Source organism: Microbacterium marinum, from assembly GCF_014204835.1.
Classification (GTDB): Bacteria; Actinomycetota; Actinomycetes; order Actinomycetales; family Microbacteriaceae; genus Microbacterium; species Microbacterium marinum.
Genome location: NZ_JACHMD010000001.1, coordinates 2,850,577 through 2,873,966 on the forward strand (window position 1 = coordinate 2,850,577; position 23,390 = coordinate 2,873,966).

A 23,390-nucleotide genomic window follows, 5' to 3' on the forward strand; every position below is an offset into this window, starting at 1 on the left:
TCGCTCAGCCCGCGACGACCGCGTCCTGGAGGATGCGGCTCGGCCCATCGGACGATGCCGCCACGACGATCTGCGCGGGGATCTGCTCCTTCATCGTCTCGACGTGACTGATGACGCCGACCACGCGACCGCCGGCGCGCAGTTCGTCGAGCGTCCGCATGGCCAGGTCGAGGGTCTCGGGGTCGAGCGATCCGAAGCCTTCGTCGATGAAGAGCGTGTCCAGTCGGATGCCGCCGGCGCGGGAGGTGACGACCTCGGCGAGCCCGAGCGCCAGAGCCAACGATGCGAGGAACGTCTCGCCTCCGGAGAGGGACTGCGGCGATCGCTGCCGTCCGGTGTGCGCGTCGCGGACCTCGATGCCGAGGCCCGATGCGGCGCCCCTGGCCTGGCGGGCATCGGAGTGATGCAGGGTGTACCGGCCCGACGACATCTCCTGGAGCCGCAGGTTCGCCGCGCAGACGATCTCCTCGAGCTCGGCGGCGAGGACGAAGGTTTCGAGGTCCATCTTCATGGTGTTCGGCGCGCGTCCCGCGACGGTGTCGGCCAGCCTCAGGGTGGCCGCCGCTTCGTCGGCGAGGCCGGCGATCGCGGCCGTCGCCTCGTCGATGCGGAGGAGGAGGTCGCGCAGGCCCGACGCCGCCGACGCCGCGGATGCGGCAGCGGCGATCGCGGCGTCGCGCACCGCTTCGGCCTCTGCGACGGCTGCGGCGGAGGCTGCGATCTCGCCGTCACCGACCGTCATGTCGACCGTCTGCAGTTCGAGCTCGAGGGCTCGCGACCGCGCGGCGGCGAGGGCGGCGGCGTGGTCTGCGAGGCGTGCGTCCAGCGCGTCGCGCTCGTCGGCGCTCAACATCGCCTCGCGTGCCGCGTCGGCATCGGCGAACGACGCGGCGGCCAGACGTGCGTCGAGGTCGGCGGCGGCTTCGCGGTGTCCGCGGCGACGCTCCGCGGCGGATCGTCTCGCGTCGATCAGAGCGCGGGCGCGGGCGCGGTGCGCGTCGTCGGCCGCGATCCTGTCACGCACAGAGGGGTGGGCGCCGCGCGCCGACTCCACGTCGCGGCGGATCGCGGTGCGCTCGGCATCGGCGACGGCCTGCTCCTCGCGGGCCGACGACAGTCGCTCTGTCAGAGCGGCGGCTTCACCGCGCGCGGCGGTCTCGAGCTCGTCGAGCCCTGCCAACGAGGTCGCGAGCGCCTCGAGACGGCCGGCGGCCGCCGTGGCGTCGGCGAGGTCGCTCTCCCGTGCTGCCAATTCGGTCGAGACGGCCGCGACGCTGTGACCGGCCGCGGTCGCCGCCGCGACGGCGAGAGCCTCACGTGCGGCCCCGGCGGCCGACCCCGCGACGCGCTCGGCCGCGGTCGCGGCGTCACGCGCCGCTTCGGCCGCCGTGAGGTCGTCGTCGCTCACCGGTTCGTCAGCGTGGACGGCCGGGGCGGGGTGCTCGACGGCGCCGCAGACCGGACACGGCTCACCGGGATCGAGGGATGCCGCGAGCTCCCCCGCGTACCCCCGGAGGCGCCGCTGGAGCAGATCCCTCACTCGTCGGACCGCCGCCTCGGATGCCGCGCTCGCCTCGGCGTACGCCGCTTCTGCGGCGGCAGCTTCGGGGGTGAGACGTTCGAGGGTCCGGGCGGACTCGAGGCGTGACGCCAGCGCCGCGCGCGTTGCCGCGAGGTCGTCGACCCGGGACGCGGCGACGCGGGATGCGGCGAGCTCCTCGGTGACGGCGGACCTCCGCGGCGGCACTGCGGCGATCTGGGCTTCGATCTCGGCGAGCGCCGCCACCATGGCCGCGAGCTCCGCAGCGCGCTGGGCGGCGGTCTCGTCGAGGTCGCGCAGCCGACGCTCCGCATCGGCCGCTGCCTGCGAACGGGTGATGTCCGCGGTGAGCGTCTCGATCCGGGCGTCGAGGTCGTCTTCCGGATCGCCCCCGTGCTCTATCCAGTCGCCGAGGGCTGCCGTGTGCTCCCGCTCTGCCGTCGCGAGCGCTGTCGCCGCACGGTCGACCGCGTCGAGCGCCGCGCGCACGTCCTCGGCGCGCCGGGCCTCCTTGAGCCGCGCCCGAAGGAGATCGACGGCAGGAGCCTCTGTCTCGCGCGCGGCGAGTTCAGCGCGTGCGGCACCGAGTTCGGCCAGCAGTGCGGCCCGTTCGGTGAGCTGCGCATGTCGCGTGGCAGCCGCCTCCGCCGCTGCGACCGCGGCATCCCGTTCGTGACCGCGCGCCTCCACGCGGTAGGCGGCGCGGTCGACCGCGCGCTCGAGGAGGGCGCCACGGGTCGCGATGTCGTCTTCGGCCGGAGGCGCATCGTCGGTTCCGAGCGCGGCCGCCGCGACAGCCTGTTCGGCGACGTCGAGGAGGGTGCGCGCGCGTGCCCCACCCTCATCCAGTCGGGAGCGGGCGTCACGCCGACGCTCGTCGAGAGCGTCCTTATACTCCTCGAACCGACGGGTCCCGAAAAGGGTCCGGAGCAGCTGCTGTCGTTCGGTGTTGCCCGCGAGGAGGAAGCGGGAGAACTTGTTCTGGGCGAGGAGGATCACCTGCTGGAACTGGGTGGCGGTCAGGCCCAGCACCTCATCGAGAAGCTGACCGACGTCGCGGAGCTTCGCCGCGCGCCCCACCCATCGCCCGTCGACCCACTCGTCGAGTTCGGCTCGCGCGGGCTCGACCGTCATGCCGCCGCCGCGCTTGGCGGGCCGCTCGTATTCGGGCGCCCTCGTGACCCGCCACCGCGCTCCGCCGACGGTGAATTCCAGGCGCACCTCGGTCGGATCGGTGAGGAAGCTGTGATCGCTGCGCAGCCGGCGGTCGCCGCCGTCGTACCGCGGAACCGACCCGTAGAGCGCGAAGCTCACCCCGTCGAGGATGCTCGACTTGCCGGCGCCGGTCCGGCCCGTGATCAGGAACAGCCCGTCGCCGTCGAACGCATCGAAGTCGACCGTCTGCGTCTCGCGGAAGGGACCGAACCCCGTCAGGTCGAGACGATGCAGCTTCACGCGAGGGCCTCCGCGCGCACCCGCTGCTCGAGCACGTCCTCCAAGAGGGCGTCCTCGCGATCCGACGCCCCCTCCCCCTCGCGGACGTGGACGAGGAAGGCCTCGACGAGCTCGCGGTCGGTGCGCGCAGCGCGCACCCGCTCGACGTACGTCGTGCGGGCTTCCTCCCGCGCCGCAGCGGGCGTGTGCGCCACGCGGGCACAGAACGGGAACCGCTCCTGCAGGCGACGCAGCGGGTCGGGCTCGGGCAGGTCGTCGGTGTACTCCACGCACACCCAGGCCTCGCGGTGCTCCGCGTACGCCTCATCGGAGAGGATGTCGGCGAAAGCGCCGCGAAGGGTGACCAGGCGCCGCGGAATCGGGAGGTCCACCCACTCGACGGCGGAAAGACCCGCGGCATCCAGGTCGACGATCCACGCACCCCGAGGCTTGTCGCCCTCGCCGAAGCTGTAGTGGAGCGGGGCTCCGGCGTAGCGCACGTGATCCGAGACCCGCTGGCGGCCGTGGATGTGCCCGAGTGCCATGTAGTCGACGCCGTCGAACGTGGACACCGGAACGATGTCGAGTCCGCCCTGCTGGATGTCGCGCTCGAGCTGCGGGGTGGGCTCGACGCCCGCCGCGAAGGAGTGCGCGATCGCGACGGAGCGTCCACCGCGGGCGGCAAGATCGCCCCGGATGCGGTCCATCGCGTGCCCCAGCACCTCCGCCTGCGTCCGCACGCCCGCCCACCCGTCGTCGCGATGCCGCAGGAGCGCGGGCTCCAGGTACGGGATGCCGTAGATGTGCACCGGACCGTGGTCGTCCGTGAGAGTGAGCGGCGTCCCCACGGCATCCGGATCCGTCAGGACGTGGATGCCGTCGCGCAGCAGTCCTGCCTGGAAGCCCAGCCGTGCCGCGGAGTCGTGGTTGCCGCTGGTCACCACGACCGTCGCACCGGCATCGGCGATCGCTCGGAGACTGTCGGAAAGCAGTGTGTAGCAGGCGGCCGCAGGGGTCGCCGAGTCGAAGACGTCGCCGGCGACGATGACGACGTCGACGCCCAGCTCGCGCACGCGATCGGTCAGCGCATCGAGGACACCACGAAGCGCATCGAGGGTGCTGTGACCGTGGAAGGTCCGCCCGATGTGCCAGTCCGAGGTGTGCAGGATGCGCATGCCCTCACGGTAGATCGGGCCTCCGACATCGCTCGCGAGGCGTGCCGCCGCCGGCCGAGACGGCGCCGCTCAGGTGGCAGGACACGCCGCTACGCGGCATCCATACCGACGAGAACTGCCACCTGCACGACCGCCGCGTTCGAGAACTGCCACCTGAAGCAGCAGTGCCGTCAGCTCGCGGCCTGCGGCACGTCGCCAGCGCGTCGCCGGCGGGTCGATACGAGGTCGATCACCGAGATGAGGAACGCGAGGGCGAGGAACGCCCCGACGGCCGCCATGCCGTAGGCGTACGCGTCGTGGTAGACCGCGAGCGAGGAAAGGCCGGAGTCGGATTCCTGGAAGATCGTCGCGTAGAACAGCGACAGGCCGATCGCCGTGCCCACCGACGTGCCCACGCGCTGGCCCAACTGCCCGACGGAACCCGCGAGGCCGCCTTCGCGCACCGGGATCTCCGACAGGGTGATGGTCTGGTTGGGGGCGATCACGAGGCCGCCACCGGCGCCGGCGACCAGGAGCACTGCGGCCATGCCGTACGGCACCACCTCGGGCGGGAGCGTGTAGGCGACGACGGCCAGAGCGACCACGCTCACCAGCACCACGCCGAGGCCGGCGGTGACGAGCGGTCGGCCGAATCGCGTCACGAGGAGTCCGCCGTAGTAGGAGGTGGCGGCGCTCGCGACCGCGAATCCGATGGAGACCATGCCGGCGAAGACGGGCGAGATCCCGACTCCCGTCTGCAGGAAGAGGGTGGTCAGCAGGAACATGGGCGGGATCGCGGTGAAGTAGGCGATGATCACGAGCGTTCCGTTGCGGAACGAGGGGATGCGGAACATCGCGAACGGAATCAGCGGCTGTTTGCCGGATGCCGCGTACCGACGCTCCCACCAGAAGAAGAGGGCGGCGAACACGGCGAACGCGCTGAGGAGCCACCAGCGGTTCGGATCGTCCTCCGGTGATCCGGTGGTGAACAGGAACGGCCACATGAGGGCGAGGATCGTGAGCGCGAACAGGACGATACCCACCGGGTCGAGCTGGAGCTTCCCGGGTGTCGCGCGCCGGGTCTGCGGCAGCAGCCAGATGACGCCGGCGAGGACGACGAGGCACAGCGGAACGTTGAACCAGAAGATCCAGCGCCAGCCGCCTGCGGCGACCATGAGTCCGCCGAGTGTGGGTCCGAAGGCGGTGGCGATGCCGATCGTCGCCCCGAAGAGCCCGAAAGCGCGGCCGCGCTCCTTGCCGACGAACAGCTGCTGGATCGTCCCCATCACCTGGGGCATCTGGATGCCGGCGGCGATGCCCTGGAGCAGTCGTGCCGCCAGCAGCATCTCGACGGTCGGCGCGAGGGCGCAGAGGGCGCTGGCGATGGTGAACAGGCTGAGTCCGAGGATGAACAGCACCTTGCGGGAGCGCTGGTCGCCCAGCCGCCCGAAGGGTACGAGCGCCAGACCGAACGTGAGGATGTAGCCCGACACCACGAGCTGCAGCTGCGTCGACGACGCACCCAGCGACTCCTCGATGGCGGGCAGGCCGACGTTGATCTTGCTGAGGTCGAGGATCGTGAACGCCGCGACTGACACGCAGACCCAGAACGCCCGCCAGCGGTGAGAAGAGGAGAGGGGGATGCTGGCGGTGGTGGCGTCTGTCATAGCCTCCCCAGGCTAGTCCGCGTCACGGTGCACCGGGTCGGCCGACGAGGCCTCAGGATGCCGCGCGCGCTCAGCGGCGGTCGGCCTGCTCGTCGGTGAGGACGTCGGGGTCGAGCCCCTGCTGGATCTCCGCGCTCTCCACGAATGCGTCGGATGCCTCATCCTGGTCGGTCGGTGGATCCGCGACGACGCGGCCCCGGTCGGGGGCGTCGGCGCGCTCCTTCTCATCGTCGGTCTGCGGTGCGTGCTCGCGGTCGTCCATGGTTCGAGTCTGCGCCGCGCGGCCGCCATCGGCGACGGGCTTGACCCGCTCGGTGTCGCCGGTCTAGACGGTGCCGCGCGCGTGCAGCATCCCGGCATGCTCGGGGTGCTCGGCGAACCAGTCCGACACGTACCAGCAGACCGGGATGACGGTGCGGTCACCCCGCGCTTCCAGGTCGGCGACGGCCCGCCCGACGAGTTCTCCCGCGTACCCGTGGCCTCGGAAGGTCGGGATCGTGTACGCGCGGGTCAGGGCGACCGAGCGCCCATCGTCGTTGTAGTCGAGCACGCTCACCAGGTCATCGCCGCGGTGGAGCGTGTACCGCGCGGCATCCTTCTCATCGGTGAACCGAAGATCGCCCATCCCCTCACGCTACGCCCGTCGAGGGACATCGGCGTCGATCAGGTCGGGATGCCGCAGGACTGAGCAATCTGTCACATTCCGTCACGATCGCCGCTCGAACACCGGGCGGTTTGACACGTTGCGACGCGATTCGTCATAATCGGCCACATGACTGACTTCGCACGCACTCTGTCCGCCCTGGAGGCGAACGGAACTGCCGGCATCATGATGCCGCAGCGTGCTGTCATGTGTTGCCGAATGTGCCGCTGACACGGTAATCCCGTCGGGTCGCCCGTCGTATCTGTAGACGACGTCGCGCAGACCCCCGAGGCTCCGGCCGTTCCGCACACGACGCGGATGCCGGGTGTCTCGCACATCGGCCTCGAAGGGGGCCACCGCGCAACACCACTGAACCCGACGATTCCCGGGTTCCTCCTCTGAAGGACATCGCCATGTCGACCTCCGCTCTTCTCACCCACCCCGCCACCGCCCGTCACCTCCGCGCCGTCGAGGACATCACTCCCGCCGCCGCTCCTGCCGCTCCCGCACCGACGGGCCTGCCCGCCGGCACGTCACCGCGCGGGTTCGCCCTCTACGTCGGCCTCGACGAGGTCAAGGCCGCCACCGACGGTGTCAGCCTGTCCGTGCTCGTCGACGCGCTCCGCCGCACGATCGCCGAGCTGGCACCCTCCGCCGAGACCCACGCGACGGTCGCTCTCGCTCCGGCGAGCGCGGGGGGACGCGATGTCGACGTGGTGCGCCTCGCCCTCCACGAGCCCGCCGCCGTCGCCCGCACCAAGCCGGAGGAGCCGCTCGACGAGCACGTCCCAGGAGGCGTCACGATCGACATCTCCCGTCGCCGCGTGCACATCGACGGCGAGACCGCCGCGCTGACGTTCAAGGAGTTCGAGCTGCTGCAGTACCTCGTGCTCCGTGAGGGCCGCACGATCGAGCGCACCGAGCTCGTCTCGTCGCTGTGGAGCCACAGCGACGGTGACGACGCACCCGGCGAGCGCACCATCGATGTGCACGTCCGCCGCCTGCGGTCGAAGCTCGGCCGGTACGAAGACATCGTCCGTACCGTTCGCGGCATCGGCTACCGGTTCGACCGGCACGCCGACGTCGTCATCCGCTACGGCCACGGCACCCCCTCGCCCGACCGCTTCTGACGCTCCCGCTGTCAGCACCCCGACGTAGGGTGTCGGCATGAGGTCGGGACTGCGCGAACGGATGCCGCATCCTGCGCCGTCCCGCACGCTCCGACCCCTCGAGGCCGAGTACCGACCTCGGCAGCCCACCGACGTCCTCGGCGCGATCCGCTACCAGCAGCGCGGTGCGCACGACCCCACGCAGACCACAGCCGACGGCGTCGTGTGGCGCGCGGTCCGCTCACCGGAGGGGATCGCGACGATCGCGATCCGCCCAGGGCTGCGCACCGTCCGCGCGGCAGCGTGGGGCGCGGGCGCAGCGTGGGCGCTCGACCAGCTGCCGCGGCTCTGCGGGTCGGACGACGACCCGGAGGGGTTCGACGCGTCGCGGCATCCGCTCATCGATGAGGTGCACCGACGCCGGCCCGACCTGCGCATCGGCGCCACCGACCTCGTGTTCGACGCGCTCGCCAGCAGCGTCTTCGAGCAGAAGGTGACGGGGCTCCAGGCCTTCGGTGCATGGCGGTGGATCGTCACACACTACGGCGAGCCCGCTCCCGGCCCGACCCCGAAGCCGATGTACGCGACTCCGGCTGAATGGCGGATGATCCCGAGCTGGGCCTGGCATCGCGCCGGTCTCGAGCCTCCGCAGTCCCGCACCGTCGTCGCCGCGGCCCGGCGCCGCGCCTCGATCGAACGTGCGGCGGCTGAGGCGACCACCGGAGACGATCGCGACCGCGTGCTGACGAGCCTGCCGGGCGTGGGCGTCTGGACGAGTGCGGAGACCCGCATCCGCGCCTTCGGCGACCCGGATGCCGTCAGCTTCGGCGACTACCACGTCGCCCACCAGGTCGGTTACGCGCTCACCGGTTCACGGGTTGACGACGACGGGATGCGGGAGCTCCTGGAGCCGTGGCGTGGACATCGGCAGCGCGTCATCAGGCTGATCGGCGCGAGCGGCGTTGTCGAGCCGCGGCGCGGCCCGCGACTGCACCCGGAGGATCACCGGAACCGCTGAGGTCAGCGCCGCAGATCCGCGAGGGCGGCGAGCGCCGCGGGCAGGTGATCGAGGACGGCGATGTGCCCGGCGTCGGGGATGCGCTGGAGGAGCGCGTGCGGCAGGGCCTCGGCGATCGCCGTCGCGTGCGCGGGCGGGATCACGCGGTCGAGCCCGCCCTGCACGACGATCACGGGTACCTCGACCTCCGCGAGGTCGAATCCCCAGGGCCGGGTGAACGCGAGGTCGTCGTCGACGAGCCCGTCGGGTCCCCACTGATCGGATGCCGCGACGTCGGTGCCGAGCGAAGCCCAGGTGGTCTCGAGCGCACGGTAGTCGGCCTCGACGAAACTGGTCGGGTCGAACTCGTCCACCTCGACGTGGGCGGTGCGGGCGCCGAGCCCGTCGATGGCGGCGCGGAGCCCCGAGGGATCCGCCATCCCCTCGAACCATGCGTCGTCGCCCGGACGATATGGCGCAATCGAGGCGAGCGTCACGACACCGGCGACCCGGCGGGGTGAGACGGCGGCGACGGCGAGCGCGTGCGGTCCCCCGCCCGAGGCGCCGACGGAGACGACGTCGCGGAGGTCGAGGGCCTCGAGAACACGCGCGAGACCGACGGCGACGTCGCGGACCGTGCGACCGAGGCTCCGCGCGGCCCCGCCGTACGCCGGGCGGGCGACCGAGACGACGTCGAGACCCGCGGCATCCGCTGCGGCCTGCACGGGAGGCAGGACGGCTCCCGTCTGCGGGGAGCCGTGATGCCACAACAGGACGGGCCTGCCGGCGCCGGGGCGATCGACGCTCGCGTGGACGACGTGGTCGGGGACCTCCGGAAGATCGAGCCTCATCCGCGCCACGCTAACGCCCCGGCGCCTGCGGCGCGACCTAGGCTGGTCGACATGGCACAGCGACGACCCCGAGGCCGCGGGTTCTGGGCGCTCGGCACCGTGCTGCTGTTCGCCGGCGGCATCCTGTTCGGGCTCGCCTTGCAGAACGTCTGGGTCGGCCTCGTCCTCGCCGCGGCGATCTCCATCGGCTGGCTGATCGCCTACGAATCGCGGCGCGGGCGCAACGAGGGTATCTACGACCGCGACGACGACGGGGCGCAACTCTAGTAATAGACGGCCACGCGACCGCGCGGACCGTCGACGACATCGACCGGGGTGTCGAAGATGTCCGAGAGGACATCTGGGCGCATGATCTCTTCGGGACCGCCGAGTGCGACCACACGGCCGTCCTTCATGGCGCAGATCCGGTCGGCGTAGTGACCCGCGAAGTTGATGTCGTGCAGGACGACGACGATCGTCCGCCCGAGCTCGGATGCCGCGCGGTGCAGGTGCCGCATCATCTGCACGGCGTGCTGGATGTCGAGGTTGTTCAGCGGCTCGTCGAGGAGCACGTAGTCGGTGTCCTGCGCGAGGACCATCGCGACGTACGCGCGCTGCCGCTGCCCGCCGGAGAGCTCGTCGAGGTAGCGCCCCTCGAGCCCTTCGAGGCCGAGGAAGTCGATGGAGCGGTCGATGACCGCTTCGTCCGCCGCCGTGAGGCGCCCCTGCGAGTGGGGATAGCGGCCGAACCCGACGAGTTGACGGACGGTGAGTCGGGTGACGAAGTGGTTCTCCTGCCGCAGGATCGCAACGACCTTCGCGAGCTCGCGCGACTTCGTGTGGGCGACGTCGTGCCCGCCGACCGAGATCGTGCCACCGTCCGTGGGGAGCAGCCGCCCGATCATCGTGAGGAGCGTCGACTTGCCGGCACCGTTCGGCCCGATGAGCGCAGTGACGCCACCCGCGGGGAGATCGAGCGTCACCGGACCGATCGCGACGTCGGTGCTGTAGCGCTTCTCTACGGCGGTGAGCGAGATCACAAGCGTCCCTTTCGGAGCAGGTGGATGAGGAAGGCGGTGCCGCCGACGATCTCGACGATGATGCCGACCGAGCCGGCGGCGTAGAAGGCGTGCTTGAGCACGACGTACGCTCCGCCCAGCACGACGAACCCGACGAGCGCCGACATCGCGAACATCCTGCGGTGGTCGAAGGTGTCAGCCAGCTGGTAGGTGAGCATCGCGACGAGGAAGCCGAAGAACGTCATCGGGCCGATGAGCGAGGTCGAGACCGCCATGAGGATCGACACCATCAGGAGCGCCAGGATCGAGTCGCGGCGGTGCGACGACCCGAGGCTGAGCGCGACCGGACGACCCAGGCCGAGCAGGTTCAACCGCCCACCGCCGATCCACAGCGCCGCGACCGCGACGGCGAGCAGTGGAACGGCGATCGGTAAGTACGTGACGTCGGCGTTCGCGACGCTGCCGATGAGGCGCGCGGTCAGCAGGTCGAACTCGGTCGGAGTGAGCAGCCGCTGCAGGAACGTCGAGAACGCGGCGAGCGCGCCGCCGAGGATGATCCCGACGAGCAGCATGATCTGGACGTTCGCGTACCGCCCCGACAGCAGCCAGCCGTAGAGGATGCCCGAGAACACCAGCATCACGACGATCTGCAGGAGGTACGGGCCGGCGCCCTGCAGTGCGATCGCGCCGGCTGCGCCGAAGAAGAAGATCGCCGCCGTCGAGATCGCCGTATAGAGCGACTCGAATCCCATGAGCGACGGGGTGACGATGCGATTGGCGGTGACCGTCTGGAAGGTGATCGTCGCGATGCCCTGACAGGTCGCCACGACCGTGATCACGGCGACGCTCGAGACCCGCAGCTCGACGATCCGCCAGAACCCCGATGTGCCGACCGGCGCCGGGTTGTCCCACCACAGGATGCCGGCGGCGACGAGCACCGCCGCGACGGCGAACACCGCGATGAGCAGGCGGTACCGGCGGGCGGCATCCGCTGTCGGGAAGGCGCCCGAGCGGGCGGTGCGGGGCGCGGCATCCCGCCTCACGGAGACGTCAACCACGGCGGCGCTGCCGGAGGAGAAGGGTGATGAACACGACCGACCCGATCATCGCGAGGATGAGCGACACCGGGACCTCGAAGGGCATGTTCACGACGCGGGCGAGGATGTCGCACGCGGTGATGAGCGCGATGCCGCCGAGCGCCACCCACGGCAGGTTCGATCGGAGGTCGTCACCTCGGATCATCGAGACGACGTTCGGGACGATGAGCCCGAGGAAGGGGAGATTGCCGACCACGACGGTGACGACGCCGGCGGCGATCGCGATGAGCGTCGTCCCGACCAGAACGACGCGGGCGTAGTTCACGCCGACGTTCGTGGCGATGTCCTGTCCGAGCCCGGCGATCGTGAAGCGGTCGGCCGCGATGAAGACCGCCACGACCACGATGAGGACGATCCAGAGCGGCTCGTACTGGCCCCGCAGCACCGACGTGAACGAGCCGGTGAACCAGATCGCCATGCTCTGCAGCATGTTCGTGGACAGCGCGATGAAGGTCGAGACCGCGCCGACAATGGCGCCGAGCATCATGCCGACGATCGGGACGATGATCGAGGACGTCAGCATCACGCGACGCAAGAAGAGGAAGAACAGCATGGTGCCGATGAAGGCTGCGGCCACGGCACCAAGCATCCGCACCATCAGCGGCGCGTCGGGGAACAGCAGCATCACCAGGAGCAGGCCGAGACCCGCCCACTCGGTCGTGCCGGTGGTCGTCGGCTCGACGAACCGGTTCTGCGTGAGCAGCTGCATGACGAGGCCGCACATCGCCATCGCGGCGCCCGCGAGGATGAGGCCCACCGTGCGGGGGATCCGCGTGATCGCGAACATCTCGGCGCCGTCCGGTGCGCCGAAGACGTCGTACACGCCGACGAACAGCGAAAGGACGACGAGTCCACCGACGAGGACGACGCCGATGAGCAACGGCCACGTGAACAGGCGCCCGCGAGAGCGTCGGCTCCCGACGGGCGCCTGGACCGTGGTCGACATCAGGACTCGAGCGCGTCCGCGAAGTCGTTGAAGAACTGCGTGTACGTCTCGATGCCCTCGTTGAGGTATGTGCCCGCGGGCATGTAGACGACGTGACCCTCGGCGACCGCGGTCACGTTCTGCAGTGCCTCGGACGAGCCGATGAGGTCGTTCGCGGGCGTGTACGCCTCATCGGTGTTGACGCTCACCGCGGCATCCCGATCCATCACCAGCAGCCAGTCGGGGTTCGACGAGGCCACGGCCTCGACCGAGATGTCGTCGCCCTGGTGGTCGGTCGAGCCGTCGGACTCGAGCGCCGGGGTGAGGCCGAGGATGTCGTACACCGGGCCGAGGGTGCGGCCGGTCGTCGGCGCGGCGTAGTTGATCTCGCCGCCCGAGGTGATCGCGCCCATGACGGTCTCCGACGCGTCGTACGCGGCGATGACGCGCTCGATCGATGCGTCGAAGTCGGCGACGAGCGCGGCGGCCTCGTCCTGCTTGTTGAAGATCTCGCCGAGGACGGTGACCTGACGCTTGAGCTCCTCGTCGAAGGGCTCGCCCTCGCGCGGGTCGAGCTCGACGATCGTGGCATCCGGGACCAGGGTCCCGAAGTCGGCGTAGTAGCCCGAGAAGCGCTGGCCGTTGACGATCAGGTCGGGGTCGCCTGCGACGACGGCCTCGAGGTCGGGCTCGCTGTGGTTGCCGAGGTTGATGACCTCGGAGCCCTCTTCCTTGTACGAGAGGCCCTCGGGGAAGATGTCGAGCGGCGCGGCGACGATCTCGACACCCCAGCTGTCGAGGAGCGTGATCGTGCGGTTGTCGGTGGCGACGACGCGCTGCGGCGGGGTGGTCACGGTCTGCTCGCCGTGGTTGTCGGTGACGGTGATCGTCGTGGCGTCTTCGTCGTTCGCGGCGGGCTCGGTCGTCGACGCGCAGCCCGCGAGGGCGATGGCGGCGACGAGGCCGATCGAGGCGGCGACGAGGGGACGGGATGTGCGCATGCAGGTGCTCCTCAGCTCAGATGCCCATGCGTGTATCAGCACGCCGGCGGTCTGTCGGAAAGGTGGATGCCGGACGAATGCCGAACAACTGAGGGTAGCCTTACCTTCATGAGCTCCGTCAAATCCACCCCCTCCTTCCGGCTGGAGCGTCGCCCGCTCGACCTGCGGTTCCGCCGGGCGACACTGGCCGCACGCACCTGGGAGACCCCGACCTACGTGCGCGTCCGACTCACCGGAGAAGACCTGATCGGGTTCGATTCCCCCGGGAGCGACGACCACATGCGGCTGTTCTTCGCCGACGCGGACGCCGCTGACCTCGAGGCCGTGCGCGCGGCACCGAACCGCGAGTACACGCCGCTGGCGTGGGACGCCGCGGAAGGGTGGCTCGACGTCGAGTTCGCGGTGCACGGCGACGAGGGCGTCGCGGCTCCCTGGGCGGCATCCGCACCGATCGGCGCTTCGGTCGCTGTCGGCGGGCCGCGCGGGTCAATGGTGCTCGAGGGGCGGCCCGACGCGTGGTTCCTCGCCGGCGACGAGACCGCGGTCCCCGCGATCCGCCGGTTCGTTGGGCTCATGGGCGACGACGCCGTCGGGCGCGTGCTCATCGAGACGACGGATGCCGCGCACGAGCTGGCAATCGCCGCACCGGTCGACGTGACGGTCACGCAGGTGCACCGCGGCGACGCCTTCCCCGGCACCGCGCTGGCCGCGACGCTCGGTGGAATCGGTGCGGCGGATCGACCATCAGGCTCGGTTTTCGCGTTCGTCGCTGCGGAACAGGCGATCGTGAAGCCCGCGCGCGCTCTGCTCGTCGACCGGTGGGGGCTGTCGACGGACGAGTTCGTCGCCAAGGGCTACTGGAAGTCGGGCGAGGCGGAGTACCACGCCCCGCATTGAGCGACGCCCGGGCGTGTCGTTGACGCCGACACGCCCGGGCCGCTAACGTTGCAGGGCTGCGCCGACCGGCGTGGCGAAACCCGGAGGACGACTCATGACCGCGCACTCGCGTGATCTGCTCCAGCGGAACGAGGGCAACCGCCCGTTCCGGTACGAGTCGTACCCTCCGGCGCGCGACGCCTGACGCCATCACCGTCAGACGCCCCGCACCGTCAAGGTCCGGGGCGTTTTTCGCGTGTTCCTCTCCGCGCGTGGACATCCCGGCCACTCCACGAAGGAAAGGAACCATGGAGAAGCTCTCGAACAGGCTGCTGTCGTGGGCGAGCATCATCGACGAGAAGACCGTCGAGCAGGCTCGGACCTCGTCACGCATGCCGTTCATCCACCCGCACCTGGCGCTCATGCCCGACGCGCACCTCGGAAAGGGTGCGACCGTCGGATCGGTCATCCCGACGCTGGGCGCGATCATGCCGGCCGCCGTCGGCGTCGACATCGGATGCGGGATGATCGCCGTCCGCACCCAGTTCACGAAGTCGCAGCTCGTCGAGCGCGACCTCGTGGCGCTGCGCGAGCAGATCGAGCGGGCCGTCCCGCTGTCGGCAGGTCGCGACAACCGGAAGATCGTCGCGACCGCCGAGCCGCGGATCGCCGAGCTGGAGGAGCTCGCCGCGAAGAACGAGTTCGACCCCGCGTCTCACGCGGGACACTGGCGCAACCAGCTCGGGTCGCTCGGGTCGGGGAACCACTTCATCGAGATCTCGGTCGATGAGACCGACGCGGTGTGGATGTTCCTGCACTCGGGGTCCCGCGGTGTCGGCAACAAGATCGCCACGCACCACATCGCCATCGCGCAGCGCCTGGCGAAGCAGTGGTGGATCGACCTGCCCGACCGCGACCTCGCGTACCTCGTCGAGGGGACCGCGGAGTTCCGGGACTACATCCGGCAGCTGCGCTGGGCCCAGCACTTCGCGCTCCTGAACAGGGAGGAGATGATGGACCGGGTCTCGTGCCAGCTGTCCGAGGTGATGGGTGAGGACGTGATCGAGCACGAGCGGATCAACTGCCACCACAACTTCACCGAGAGCGAGCAGCACTTCGGGAAGCAGGTGTGGGTGTCGAGGAAGGGCGCGATCCAGGCGGACGCAGGTCGACCCGGACTCATCCCGGGCTCGATGGGCACCGCGTCCTACGTCGTGTCGGGGCTGGGCAACCCGCTCTCGCTGAACTCCTCCCCGCACGGCGCGGGGCGCGAGTACTCCCGGTCGGCGGCACGGCGCACGTTCACGCACGACCAGCTGCGAGAGGCGATGGTCGGCATCGAGTTCCGTGACACGGACGCCTTCATCGACGAGATCCCGCAGGCGTACAAGCCGATCGACCGGGTCATGGCGGATGCCGCCGACCTGGTCGAGATCCGGCACACGCTGCGCCAGCTCGTCAACGTGAAGGGCGACTGAGCGGGCGGCGGCCCCTACATCTCCTCGTGGGTGTCGGGGTCGCCGTCCCACAGGCGACCGCGCTCGAGTGCGGAGATCGCCGCGACCTCGGCATCCGTCAACGAGAAGCCGAAGACGTCCGCGTTCTCGGCCTGCCGTACGGGGTCCGCCGACTTCGGGATGGGAGTGCTGCCCAGCTGCACGTGCCAGCGGAGCACGACCTGCGTCGGAGTCACGCCGTGCGCGGCGGCCGTCTCGATCACGACCTCCTCACTCAGCAGCTCGGACCGACGGGCGAGCGGGCTCCAGCTCTCGGTGCGGATGCCCTGCGAAGCATGGAACGCCCGCAGATGCGCCTGCGGGAAGTAGGGGTGCAGTTCGACCTGGTTCACCGCGGGCACGACGCCGGTCGCCTCGATGATGCGGGCGAGCATCGGCTCGGTGAAGTTCGAGACGCCCACCGACCCGACGAGACCGTCCTTCTGCAGGTCGATCATCGCCCGGTACGTGTCGACGAATTTGTCGACGCTCGGGTTCGGCCAGTGGATGAGGTACAGGTCGATGCGGTCCAGTCCGAGGCGCTCGAGCGAGCCGCGGGCGCTGGCGATCGTCTCGTCGTAGCCGTGGTCCCGGCCGGGCACCTTGGTGGTCACGAGCAGTTCGTCACGGATGCCGCTGCGCCGGACCGCCTCGCCGACCTCGCGCTCGTTCTCGTAGTTGACCGCGGAATCGAGCAGACGGTAGCCGCCCTCGATCGCCGAGACGATCGCCTGCGTGCCCTCCCCGCCCCGGAGGTTGTAGGTGCCGAGGCCGAGCTGGGGGAATGCGGTGCCGTCGTTCAGCGAGACGGTGGGAATCGTGACCATGCCCTCACGCTACGCCCGGTGGGGGCTTGAATCAGCCCACTCAATGTCGGAACCCCTCACCACAATGGAGGTATGAGCAGCCCCGCAGAGACACCCGGATCGGACGCCTTCACGGCATCTCTCGCCGGGCTCGCTCACGGGATGGCGGGCCTGGCTCAGGATTCCGCAGCCGTGCAGATTCGCGAAATGCGATTGCTCGCCGCCGCGGCTGCGCTGGCCGAGAAGACGGCCGCCGGCTCACCCGCACGGGTCCGCGAACAGGATATGGTGCTCCGGTCGATCTCAGCTGAACTCGGCGCGATCATGCGGGTCGCCGACCGGACCATGCAACGCCGCATCGACGAGGCCCGCACGATCGTGGAGGACTACCCGACCGTGCTCGAGGCATGGGAAGCGGGCCGCATCGTCCGCGGCCACGTCCTCGCGATCGTCGCCGCCGGCTCGGTTCTCCCGCCCGACCTGCGCGGCCAGTTCGCGGACGCTGCGATCCCGAAGTGCGAACGCGACACCCCCAACCGGGTCCGCCCGGCGCTGGAGATGCTGGCGCAACACCTGCACCCGCGGTCGTTCTCGGAACGCCACGAGGAAGCCTCGGCAGGTCGGTGCGTGCGGATCGTGCCCGGCGGCGACGGGATGTCGGAGCTGATCGCGAGGATGCCGACGGCGATCGCGGAAGGCATCCACGACCGCCTCACCCGAATGGGTAGGGCGGTCATCGACACCCGCGGAGAGCGCGCCGCTGCGGCGGGCCTCGGTGTCGGGTGCGATGACGACGACGCATCGCGCGCGGAGATCGTCGCCACCGATGCCCGCACGATGGACCAGGTCCGTGCGGATCTCTTCGCCGACCTCCTCCTCGCGGGCACACCCGCGCTCGACGACACGAAGGACACCTCCGCAGGTCCCCTTGGGAAGATCCGCGCCCGCATCCAGGTCGTCATCCCCGCGCACTCGCTCGCGGGGGACGACCACGACGCCTGCGACCTCGTAGGACGCTCCCCCATCGACCCAGCCACCGCCCGTGTACTCGCGGCAGGGAACACCCAGTGGGAGCGCCTCGTCACCCACCCCGTCACCGGTGCGGTGCTCGCGGTCGACTCGTACCGGGTTCCCGAGAAGATGCGCCGGTACCTCCAAGCCCGCGACCAGCACTGCCGGTTCCCGGGATGCCGGCAGGCGGCGGTCCGGTGCGAGATCGACCACAACCACGACCGCGCCCTCGGCGGCAAGACCGACTGCGGCAACCTCTGCCACCTGTGCCAGCGACATCACTCGATGAAGCAGTTCACCTGCTGGAGGGTCCGACAACTCACGGGTGGCGTCCTCGAATGGACCTCACCCCTCGGCAGGATCTACAGAGAAGACGCACCCACCCCGGCCGTCGCCTTCACTCCTGCCGACACTCGATCCACCGAAGCCGCACCGTTCTGACACGTCGACTCCGGAGCGCGAGCGCAACGGCTACGCGACGCCGCGCAGCCGGACGCCGGCACGCGGCAGGAGTTCGGTGAGGTCGTCTGGGGTGTCGAGGTCTCGCCGCAGCCCGGACGTCGCGCGCACCGGCAAGGGCTGGCATCCCAGTTCACGATGGCGCGCGAAGGAGTCGGAACCGTACGCCGACGCCCACACTGTCCCCGCCCGCGCGGTGACGAGGGTGGACCCGGCGCCCGTGGCATCCGCCACCACTGCCCGCGGCACCGCGGCGGCGATCGCGAGCGCGGAGGCCAGTTCGGCCGGTGCGAGCGCGGCCAGGTCGGCCGGGAGCGCCGCGCGGTGGCGACGGAGCCCGATGCGCGACGCCGCGAGTTCCAGTGCCGCGTCGATGCCGCTCGCCTCGCGCTCCCGCACGAGCACGACGCCCGCGGGCAGAAGCCGCGCGATGCCGTCGTCTGCCGTCACCACGACGACGCGTTCCACGCCCGACGTCCGCGCGGCGACCTCGATCGTGTCGAGCGCGAGCGCCCGGGCAAGGTCGGAGCGCGCCTCACCGACCACCCCGAGCCGGGACTTCGCCTCGGCGAACGGCTTCACCGGGATCATCACCGTCCACGCCCCGCTCACGCGAACCTCTTCCGCAGCCGCGGCAGGATGTCGTCGGCATACCGCTGCAGGAAGGCGAGCTGGTCGTCGCCCGGATCGTGGAAGACGAGCTGCCGGAACCCCATTTCGACGTACGCGGCGATGCGCTCGACGTGCTCGTCCGGATCGTCCGAGACGATGAAGCGGGATGCCGCGCGTTCGATCGGCAGCGAGGCGGCGCGACGCTGCATCTCGCGCGGATCGTGGATGCCCATCTTCTCTTCCTGCGACAGCGCGAGCGGTGCCCAGAACCGGGTGCGCTCACGCGCCGCCTCGAGGTCGGGGTGATACGACACCTTCACCTCGATCATCCTGTCCACCTCGCTCGACGCCCGTCCCGCCTTCGCGATGCCGTCGTCCACCGCGGGCAGGAGCGTCTCGGTGTAGAGAGCGGGATCCTTGCCGCTCGTCGTGATGAACCCCTCGCCGATCCGCCCCGCCAGCCGCGCGGCGGCGGGACCGGCGGCGCCGATGTACACGGGGATCGGCTCGTCCGGGCGGTCGTAGACCGTGGCATCCGATACCCGGTAGAAGGAGCCGTCGAAGGTGACGCGCTCACGCTCCCACAGCTCGCGCATCAGACCGATCGACTCCTTGAGCCGCTGGAACCGCTCCGGCCCCTCGGGCCAGTCGAGCCCGAGGGTCACCTCGTTGAGCGCCTCTCCCGTCCCCACCCCGAGGACGACGCGGCCGGGATAAAGCACGGCGAGCGTCGCCACCGACTGCGCGACGACGGCCGGGTGATACCGGAACGTGGGCGTCAGCACAGACGTGCCCATGACGATGCGGGAGGTGCGCGCACCGAGAGCACCGAGCCAGGGCAGCGCTGCGGGCGCATGCCCGCCGTCGTGCATCCACGGCTGGAAGTGGTCGGAGATGTAGACGCTGTCGAAGCCCGCCTGCTCGGCGGCGACCGCGTACTCGAGCAGCTTCGCCGGGCCGAACTGCTCAGCCGACGCCTTGTAGCCGAAGCGGATGGTCATCGGGCTCCTTCCGTCACGGTGAACGCGTCGCGCACGGCGGCGCGCATCGCGGAGTCGAGGTCGTCGGTCGTGCCCGGCCACAGCAGCGTGACCCGGCCCGAGCGTGCGTCGCGATACCAGCTGCGGCATCCGGCGACCCACGGCGTGCCCTCGACACGGTCGGCGATCGCCGCCGTGGCGGCACGCTCCGCCTCGGGCCGCGCGCGAACGACGCCGCCGGCTGCCGTCAGCTCCCGCACGAGCGCCGCCTGCCGTTCGAGCACGAGCAGCGACGACGAGTGCGGCAACGCCGCGTTCGGACCGTTCACCACGAACAGGTTCGGAAAGCCCGCGACCGCCACCGTGCCGACGGCGGTCATGCCGTGCGCCCAGTGCTCGGCGAGGGTCACGCCGCCCTCACCGCGTACGAGAGCGGCAAACGGCTGCTCGCTCGTCTCGAACCCGGTCGCCAGCACGATGCGGTCGATTCCCCGGTGGCGAACGCCCGACGAACCCACGAGCGTGTCGCCGTGCACCGCGGCCAGCGCCGATGCCTCGAGCGTCACGGCGCGCGACGCGACCGCAGGGTAGAACGTGTCGGACAGAACGACCCGCTTGCACCCGAACGGGTCGGTCGGGGTCAGCCGTCGGCGCAGCCCTCGGCTGCGCACCTGTCCCGAGAGGTGCGCCTGCGCCGTGCGCACGGCACGAGCGGATGCCGCGGTCTCGCCTGCCCGCGCCGAGAAGCGCTCGTCATCTCCACCGAGAGCTTCGGCGCGCAGCGCCGCGATGCGGCCGGGGTCGGCGGCGAACGCGGCGCGGTCGGCCGCGTCATAGCGGCGCCCGCCGCGAGGCAGGATCCACGCGGGTGAGCGCTGGAACAGCACGACCTCGGCACCCGCCGCGACGAGCTCGGGCACGAGCTGCGCCGCACTGGACCCGGTGCCGACGACGGCGATCCTGGTGCCCGCGACCGGCTCCGAGGCATCCCATCGGGCCGTGTGCATGACGGTTCCGCGGAAGCCCGCGAGGCCGGGGATGTCGGGCACGTGCGGTTCGGCGAGACGGCCGCAGGCGAGAACGAGCACATCTGCCGTCTGCGGCCCACCTCCTGATAACGCCAGCCGCCAATGCTGCGCGGTCTCGTCCCACGCGGCATCCGTCAGCGCACTCCCGAATCGGATCGATGCCCGGATGCCGCTGTCGTCGACGACCCGCTCGAGGTAGGCGGCGATCTCGGCCCCCGGAGCGAACTCGGCCGTCCAGTCGGGGTTGGGGTGCCGTTCGAGGCTGTACAGATGCGCCGGCACGTCACACGCCACCCCCGGGTAGACGTTGTCGCGCCACGTGCCGCCGACCCGGTCGGCGCGTTCGACGACGACGACCTCGCGCCCGGCCTCGCGCAGCTCGATCGCGGCGAGGACGCCCGCGAACCCCGCCCCGACGACGACCGCGTCGACGTGCCCGGTCACGCGGCCCGCTCACGGGTCGCGGTGGGCGTGCCATAGTCGGTCGTCCGCATCCGAAGGCGCCGGAACAGTCCCGACACGAGCCGCTCCGCCGCGTGCAGCGGCAGCTCGAGCCCCTGCTCGATGCCGGTGTCGGGGCGCACCCGGCCATCGAGGAGCGTGCCGCCCAGGTCGTCGCCACCGGCGCGGAGCAGTTCTGCGGCGGTCGCGGCACCGTGGCGCGTCCACGGGATCTGGACGTGTCGGATGCCGTCGTTCAGCAGCAGCCGCGACACCGCCACCATCGCGCGGTGCTCGTCGAGGGGCGCACGGTCGGCGAGCGCCGCCCCGTGACCCGGCAGCGGGATCGGAACGAACTCGCTGAAGCCGCCGGTCTCGTCGTGGATGCCACGCAGTGTCAGGAGGTGCGCGACGCGCTGCGCCGCGGTCTCGACGTGCCCGTAGAACAGCACCGATGTGGAACGGAGTCCCGCGCCGTGGGCGGCGCGGACGATCTCGAGCCAGCGGTCGACGTCGAGGTCGTCCGGCGCGACGCGGCGACGCACATCGTCGTCGAGCACCTTCACGCCGGTCCCGGGGAACGTGTCGATGCCGGCGGCGAGGAGCTGCCGCAGCGCTTCAGCGAGCGGCATCCCGCCACGGTCGACGAGGTCGGCGATGTCCTGCGGCCGGTAGGCGTGGAGGTGCAGCTCGGGGGTCGCGGACCGCACGGTGCGGACGAGGTCGAGGTAGGCGGACGGCGGGAGCGCGGCCTCCATCCGACCCTGGATGCACAGCTCGGTCGCCCCGAGCGCGGCGGCGTCGCGGGCGATGTCGGCAGCGTCGTCGAGGGTGAACTCCCCGAGTCCGGATGCCGCAGTCCGAAGCCCCGACGACGTGAGGTTCCGGTTCACGACGATGCTGACGGTGTCGCCCACCGTGAGACGGCGCACCTCGTCGGCGACGGCGATGAGGTGCTCCAGGCCCTGCCCCTCGGCGACGAGCAACCGCTCCCACTCGGCGGCGTCGAGGTCGCGCGGGGCGGTGGCCGCGCGATCGAGCAGGTCGTCGGCGCGGCGTCGACCGGACGACCGAGGCCGATCGGTCGCGGCGAGCCCGGTCCCCGGGTCGGCGAGACGCGTGACCGCTCGGTGCAGCGCAGGGTCGATCCACTCGCGCGCATCCCGCACGAACTCGGGGTGGGCGGTGAGCCGCTCGGTGAGCGTGAAGCCTGCGGCGGCCGTGTGCGCCGCAAGGTCATCGAGGTGAGGCCACGGCCGCTCCGGATTGACATGGTCGGCGGTGAGCGGCGAGACACCACCCCAGTCATCGACCCCGGCACGAAGCAGCAGCGCGAGCTCGGCGGTGTCGCTGAGGTTCGGCGGCGCCTGGATGCGCATCGCCGGGCCGAGCACGAGGCGGGCGACCGCGACGGCCGCGAGATACGCGTCGCGGTCGGCATCGGGTGCGTCGTGCATCGCGGTGCGGGGCTTGGCCCGGAAGTTCTGCACGATCACCTCCTGCAGGTGACCGTGACGGGCGTGCGCGTCGCGCAGCGCGAACAGCGACGCCGCGCGATCGGCGAGCGTCTCCCCGATGCCCACGAGGATGCCGGACGTGAACGGCACGCGTGCCGCACCGGCATCCTCGATCACCTGCAATCGGAGTGCCGGGTCTTTGTCGGGCGAACCGTAGTGCGCGGCACCGGGCGTCTCGAACAGGGCGCGGGACGTCGTCTCGAGCATCATGCCCATCGACGGCGCGACGGGACGGAGCGTCGCCAGCTCGGCCGGCGTCATGACGCCGGGGTTCGCGTGGGCGAGCATGCCGGTCTCGGCCGTCACGAGCCGCGCAGCGTGCGCGACATAGTCGATCGTCGACGCGAAGCCGTGGGCATCGAGCCATGCCCGCGCCTCCGGCCAGCGCTCCTCGGGACGGTCGCCGAGGGTCAGCAGCGCCTCGTTGCACCCCTGCGCCGCCCCCGCCCGCGCGATACGCAGGATCTGCGCGTCGTCGAGATACGCCGGCGCCTTCTTCCGCAGAAGCTGCGCGGGTGTGTCGACGAAGGCGCAGTAGTGGCACCGGTCGCGGCACAGCGTCGTCAGCGGCAGGAAGACCTTGCGGGAGTATGTCACGATGCCGGGCCGCCCCGCCGCCGCGAGGCCGGTGTCGCGCACGGCTGCGGCGCGCATCATGAGCGCGTCGAGCTCCCGTCCGGTCACGGCGAGCAGGCGCTCGGCCTCGTCCGGCTCGGTGAGGGTGTCGTCGAGGTGGGGCATGGCGGAT

21 protein-coding genes are annotated in these 23,390 nt (G+C 70.9%); 6 read left to right on the plus strand and 15 right to left on the minus strand.

Annotation, left to right across the window (positions count from 1 at the left end; all coding sequences use genetic code 11):
• Positions 1 to 4 precede the first annotated feature (4 nt).
• From BKA24_RS14060 to BKA24_RS14080, 5 genes are all read right to left on the minus strand, one after another.
• Positions 5 to 2,995: an AAA family ATPase gene (locus tag BKA24_RS14060; RefSeq protein ID WP_184219562.1), complete on the minus strand. Its 2,991-nt coding sequence runs from the start codon at positions 2,993 to 2,995 to the stop codon at positions 5 to 7.
• A complete protein-coding gene (locus BKA24_RS14065; protein WP_184219565.1) occupies positions 2,992 to 4,149 on the minus strand; it encodes an exonuclease SbcCD subunit D in 1,158 nt (385 codons plus the stop codon). Before BKA24_RS14065 ends, BKA24_RS14060 begins: the two co-directional genes overlap by 4 nt.
• 170 nt (positions 4,150 to 4,319) lie before the next feature.
• Positions 4,320 to 5,795 carry an MFS transporter gene (locus BKA24_RS14070; RefSeq protein WP_184219568.1) on the minus strand — a complete coding sequence of 492 codons (1,476 nt, stop codon included), beginning with the start codon at positions 5,793 to 5,795 and terminating at the stop codon, positions 4,320 to 4,322.
• Positions 5,796 to 5,865: 70 nt separating this feature from the next.
• Entirely contained in the window at positions 5,866 to 6,057 is a 192-nt protein-coding gene (locus BKA24_RS14075) for a hypothetical protein (RefSeq protein ID WP_184220942.1), read from the minus strand.
• Positions 6,058 to 6,120: 63 nt separating this feature from the next.
• Positions 6,121 to 6,420 (minus strand): GNAT family N-acetyltransferase, encoded by a 300-nt coding sequence (locus tag BKA24_RS14080; RefSeq protein WP_184219571.1) that lies wholly within the window; start codon positions 6,418 to 6,420, stop codon positions 6,121 to 6,123.
• A 431-nt stretch (positions 6,421 to 6,851) separates the two neighbouring features.
• Between BKA24_RS14080 and BKA24_RS14085 the strand changes: the two genes are divergently transcribed.
• Both BKA24_RS14085 and BKA24_RS14090 read left to right on the plus strand, forming a co-directional pair.
• Entirely contained in the window at positions 6,852 to 7,568 is a 717-nt protein-coding gene (locus BKA24_RS14085; protein ID WP_184219574.1) for a winged helix-turn-helix domain-containing protein, read from the plus strand.
• Between the two features lie 61 nt (positions 7,569 to 7,629).
• Complete coding sequence (locus tag BKA24_RS14090; protein WP_184220831.1) at positions 7,630 to 8,565, plus strand: DNA-3-methyladenine glycosylase family protein; 936 nt, start codon at positions 7,630 to 7,632, stop codon at positions 8,563 to 8,565.
• Positions 8,566 to 8,567: 2 nt separating this feature from the next.
• Here BKA24_RS14090 and BKA24_RS14095 read toward each other — a convergent pair whose 3' ends face one another.
• On the minus strand, positions 8,568 to 9,395 hold the full coding sequence (locus BKA24_RS14095; protein ID WP_184219577.1) for an alpha/beta fold hydrolase: 828 nt from the start codon (positions 9,393 to 9,395) through the stop codon (positions 8,568 to 8,570).
• Positions 9,396 to 9,446: 51 nt separating this feature from the next.
• Between BKA24_RS14095 and BKA24_RS14100 the strand changes: the two genes are divergently transcribed.
• Positions 9,447 to 9,662, plus strand: a complete 216-nt coding sequence (locus tag BKA24_RS14100) for a hypothetical protein (RefSeq protein WP_184219580.1) — start codon at positions 9,447 to 9,449, stop codon at positions 9,660 to 9,662.
• Here BKA24_RS14100 and BKA24_RS14105 read toward each other — a convergent pair.
• The 4 genes from BKA24_RS14105 to BKA24_RS14120 are packed head-to-tail and all read right to left on the minus strand — an operon-like array spanning position 9,659 to position 13,416.
• On the minus strand, positions 9,659 to 10,414 hold the full coding sequence (locus BKA24_RS14105; protein WP_184219583.1) for an ATP-binding cassette domain-containing protein: 756 nt from the start codon (positions 10,412 to 10,414) through the stop codon (positions 9,659 to 9,661). The two genes, BKA24_RS14100 and BKA24_RS14105, sit on opposite strands and share 4 nt — an antisense overlap.
• On the minus strand, positions 10,411 to 11,451 hold the full coding sequence (locus BKA24_RS14110) for an iron chelate uptake ABC transporter family permease subunit (RefSeq protein WP_343066132.1): 1,041 nt from the start codon (positions 11,449 to 11,451) through the stop codon (positions 10,411 to 10,413). The genes BKA24_RS14105 and BKA24_RS14110 overlap by 4 nt, the downstream gene beginning before the upstream one ends.
• Positions 11,444 to 12,436, minus strand: coding sequence for an ABC transporter permease (locus BKA24_RS14115; protein WP_184219587.1), 993 nt, complete (start codon positions 12,434 to 12,436; stop codon positions 11,444 to 11,446). Before BKA24_RS14115 ends, BKA24_RS14110 begins: the two co-directional genes overlap by 8 nt.
• Positions 12,436 to 13,416, minus strand: coding sequence for a siderophore ABC transporter substrate-binding protein (locus tag BKA24_RS14120; RefSeq protein ID WP_184219589.1), 981 nt, complete (start codon positions 13,414 to 13,416; stop codon positions 12,436 to 12,438). Before BKA24_RS14120 ends, BKA24_RS14115 begins: the two co-directional genes overlap by 1 nt.
• 108 nt (positions 13,417 to 13,524) lie before the next feature.
• Between BKA24_RS14120 and BKA24_RS14125 the strand changes: the two genes are divergently transcribed.
• Together BKA24_RS14125 and BKA24_RS14130 are read left to right on the plus strand one after the other, a co-directional pair.
• A complete protein-coding gene (locus BKA24_RS14125) occupies positions 13,525 to 14,313 on the plus strand; it encodes a siderophore-interacting protein (RefSeq protein ID WP_184219592.1) in 789 nt (262 codons plus the stop codon).
• Between the two features lie 287 nt (positions 14,314 to 14,600).
• Complete coding sequence (locus tag BKA24_RS14130) at positions 14,601 to 15,770, plus strand: RtcB family protein (RefSeq protein ID WP_184219596.1); 1,170 nt, start codon at positions 14,601 to 14,603, stop codon at positions 15,768 to 15,770.
• Positions 15,771 to 15,784: 14 nt separating this feature from the next.
• Here BKA24_RS14130 and BKA24_RS14135 read toward each other — a convergent pair whose 3' ends face one another.
• A complete protein-coding gene (locus BKA24_RS14135) occupies positions 15,785 to 16,615 on the minus strand; it encodes an aldo/keto reductase (protein WP_184219599.1) in 831 nt (276 codons plus the stop codon).
• A 72-nt stretch (positions 16,616 to 16,687) separates the two neighbouring features.
• On the opposite strand from BKA24_RS14135, the gene BKA24_RS14140 reads away from it, so the two are divergent.
• Positions 16,688 to 18,046, plus strand: a complete 1,359-nt coding sequence (locus BKA24_RS14140; protein WP_184219601.1) for an HNH endonuclease — start codon at positions 16,688 to 16,690, stop codon at positions 18,044 to 18,046.
• A gap of 30 nt (positions 18,047 to 18,076) precedes the next feature.
• Here BKA24_RS14140 and cofC read toward each other — a convergent pair whose 3' ends face one another.
• The 4 genes from cofC to cofG are packed head-to-tail and all read right to left on the minus strand — an operon-like array spanning position 18,077 to position 23,383.
• On the minus strand, positions 18,077 to 18,676 hold the full coding sequence (gene cofC, locus BKA24_RS14145; protein WP_184219604.1) for a 2-phospho-L-lactate guanylyltransferase: 600 nt from the start codon (positions 18,674 to 18,676) through the stop codon (positions 18,077 to 18,079).
• Positions 18,673 to 19,677 carry a glucose-6-phosphate dehydrogenase (coenzyme-F420) gene (gene fgd, locus BKA24_RS14150; protein WP_184219607.1) on the minus strand — a complete coding sequence of 335 codons (1,005 nt, stop codon included), beginning with the start codon at positions 19,675 to 19,677 and terminating at the stop codon, positions 18,673 to 18,675. Before fgd ends, cofC begins: the two co-directional genes overlap by 4 nt.
• Positions 19,674 to 21,128, minus strand: coding sequence for an FAD-dependent oxidoreductase (locus tag BKA24_RS14155; protein WP_184219610.1), 1,455 nt, complete (start codon positions 21,126 to 21,128; stop codon positions 19,674 to 19,676). The genes fgd and BKA24_RS14155 overlap by 4 nt, the downstream gene beginning before the upstream one ends.
• Positions 21,125 to 23,383, minus strand: coding sequence for a 7,8-didemethyl-8-hydroxy-5-deazariboflavin synthase CofG (cofG, locus tag BKA24_RS14160; RefSeq protein ID WP_184219612.1), 2,259 nt, complete (start codon positions 23,381 to 23,383; stop codon positions 21,125 to 21,127). The genes BKA24_RS14155 and cofG overlap by 4 nt, the downstream gene beginning before the upstream one ends.
• Between the last annotated feature and the right edge of the window lie 7 nt (positions 23,384 to 23,390).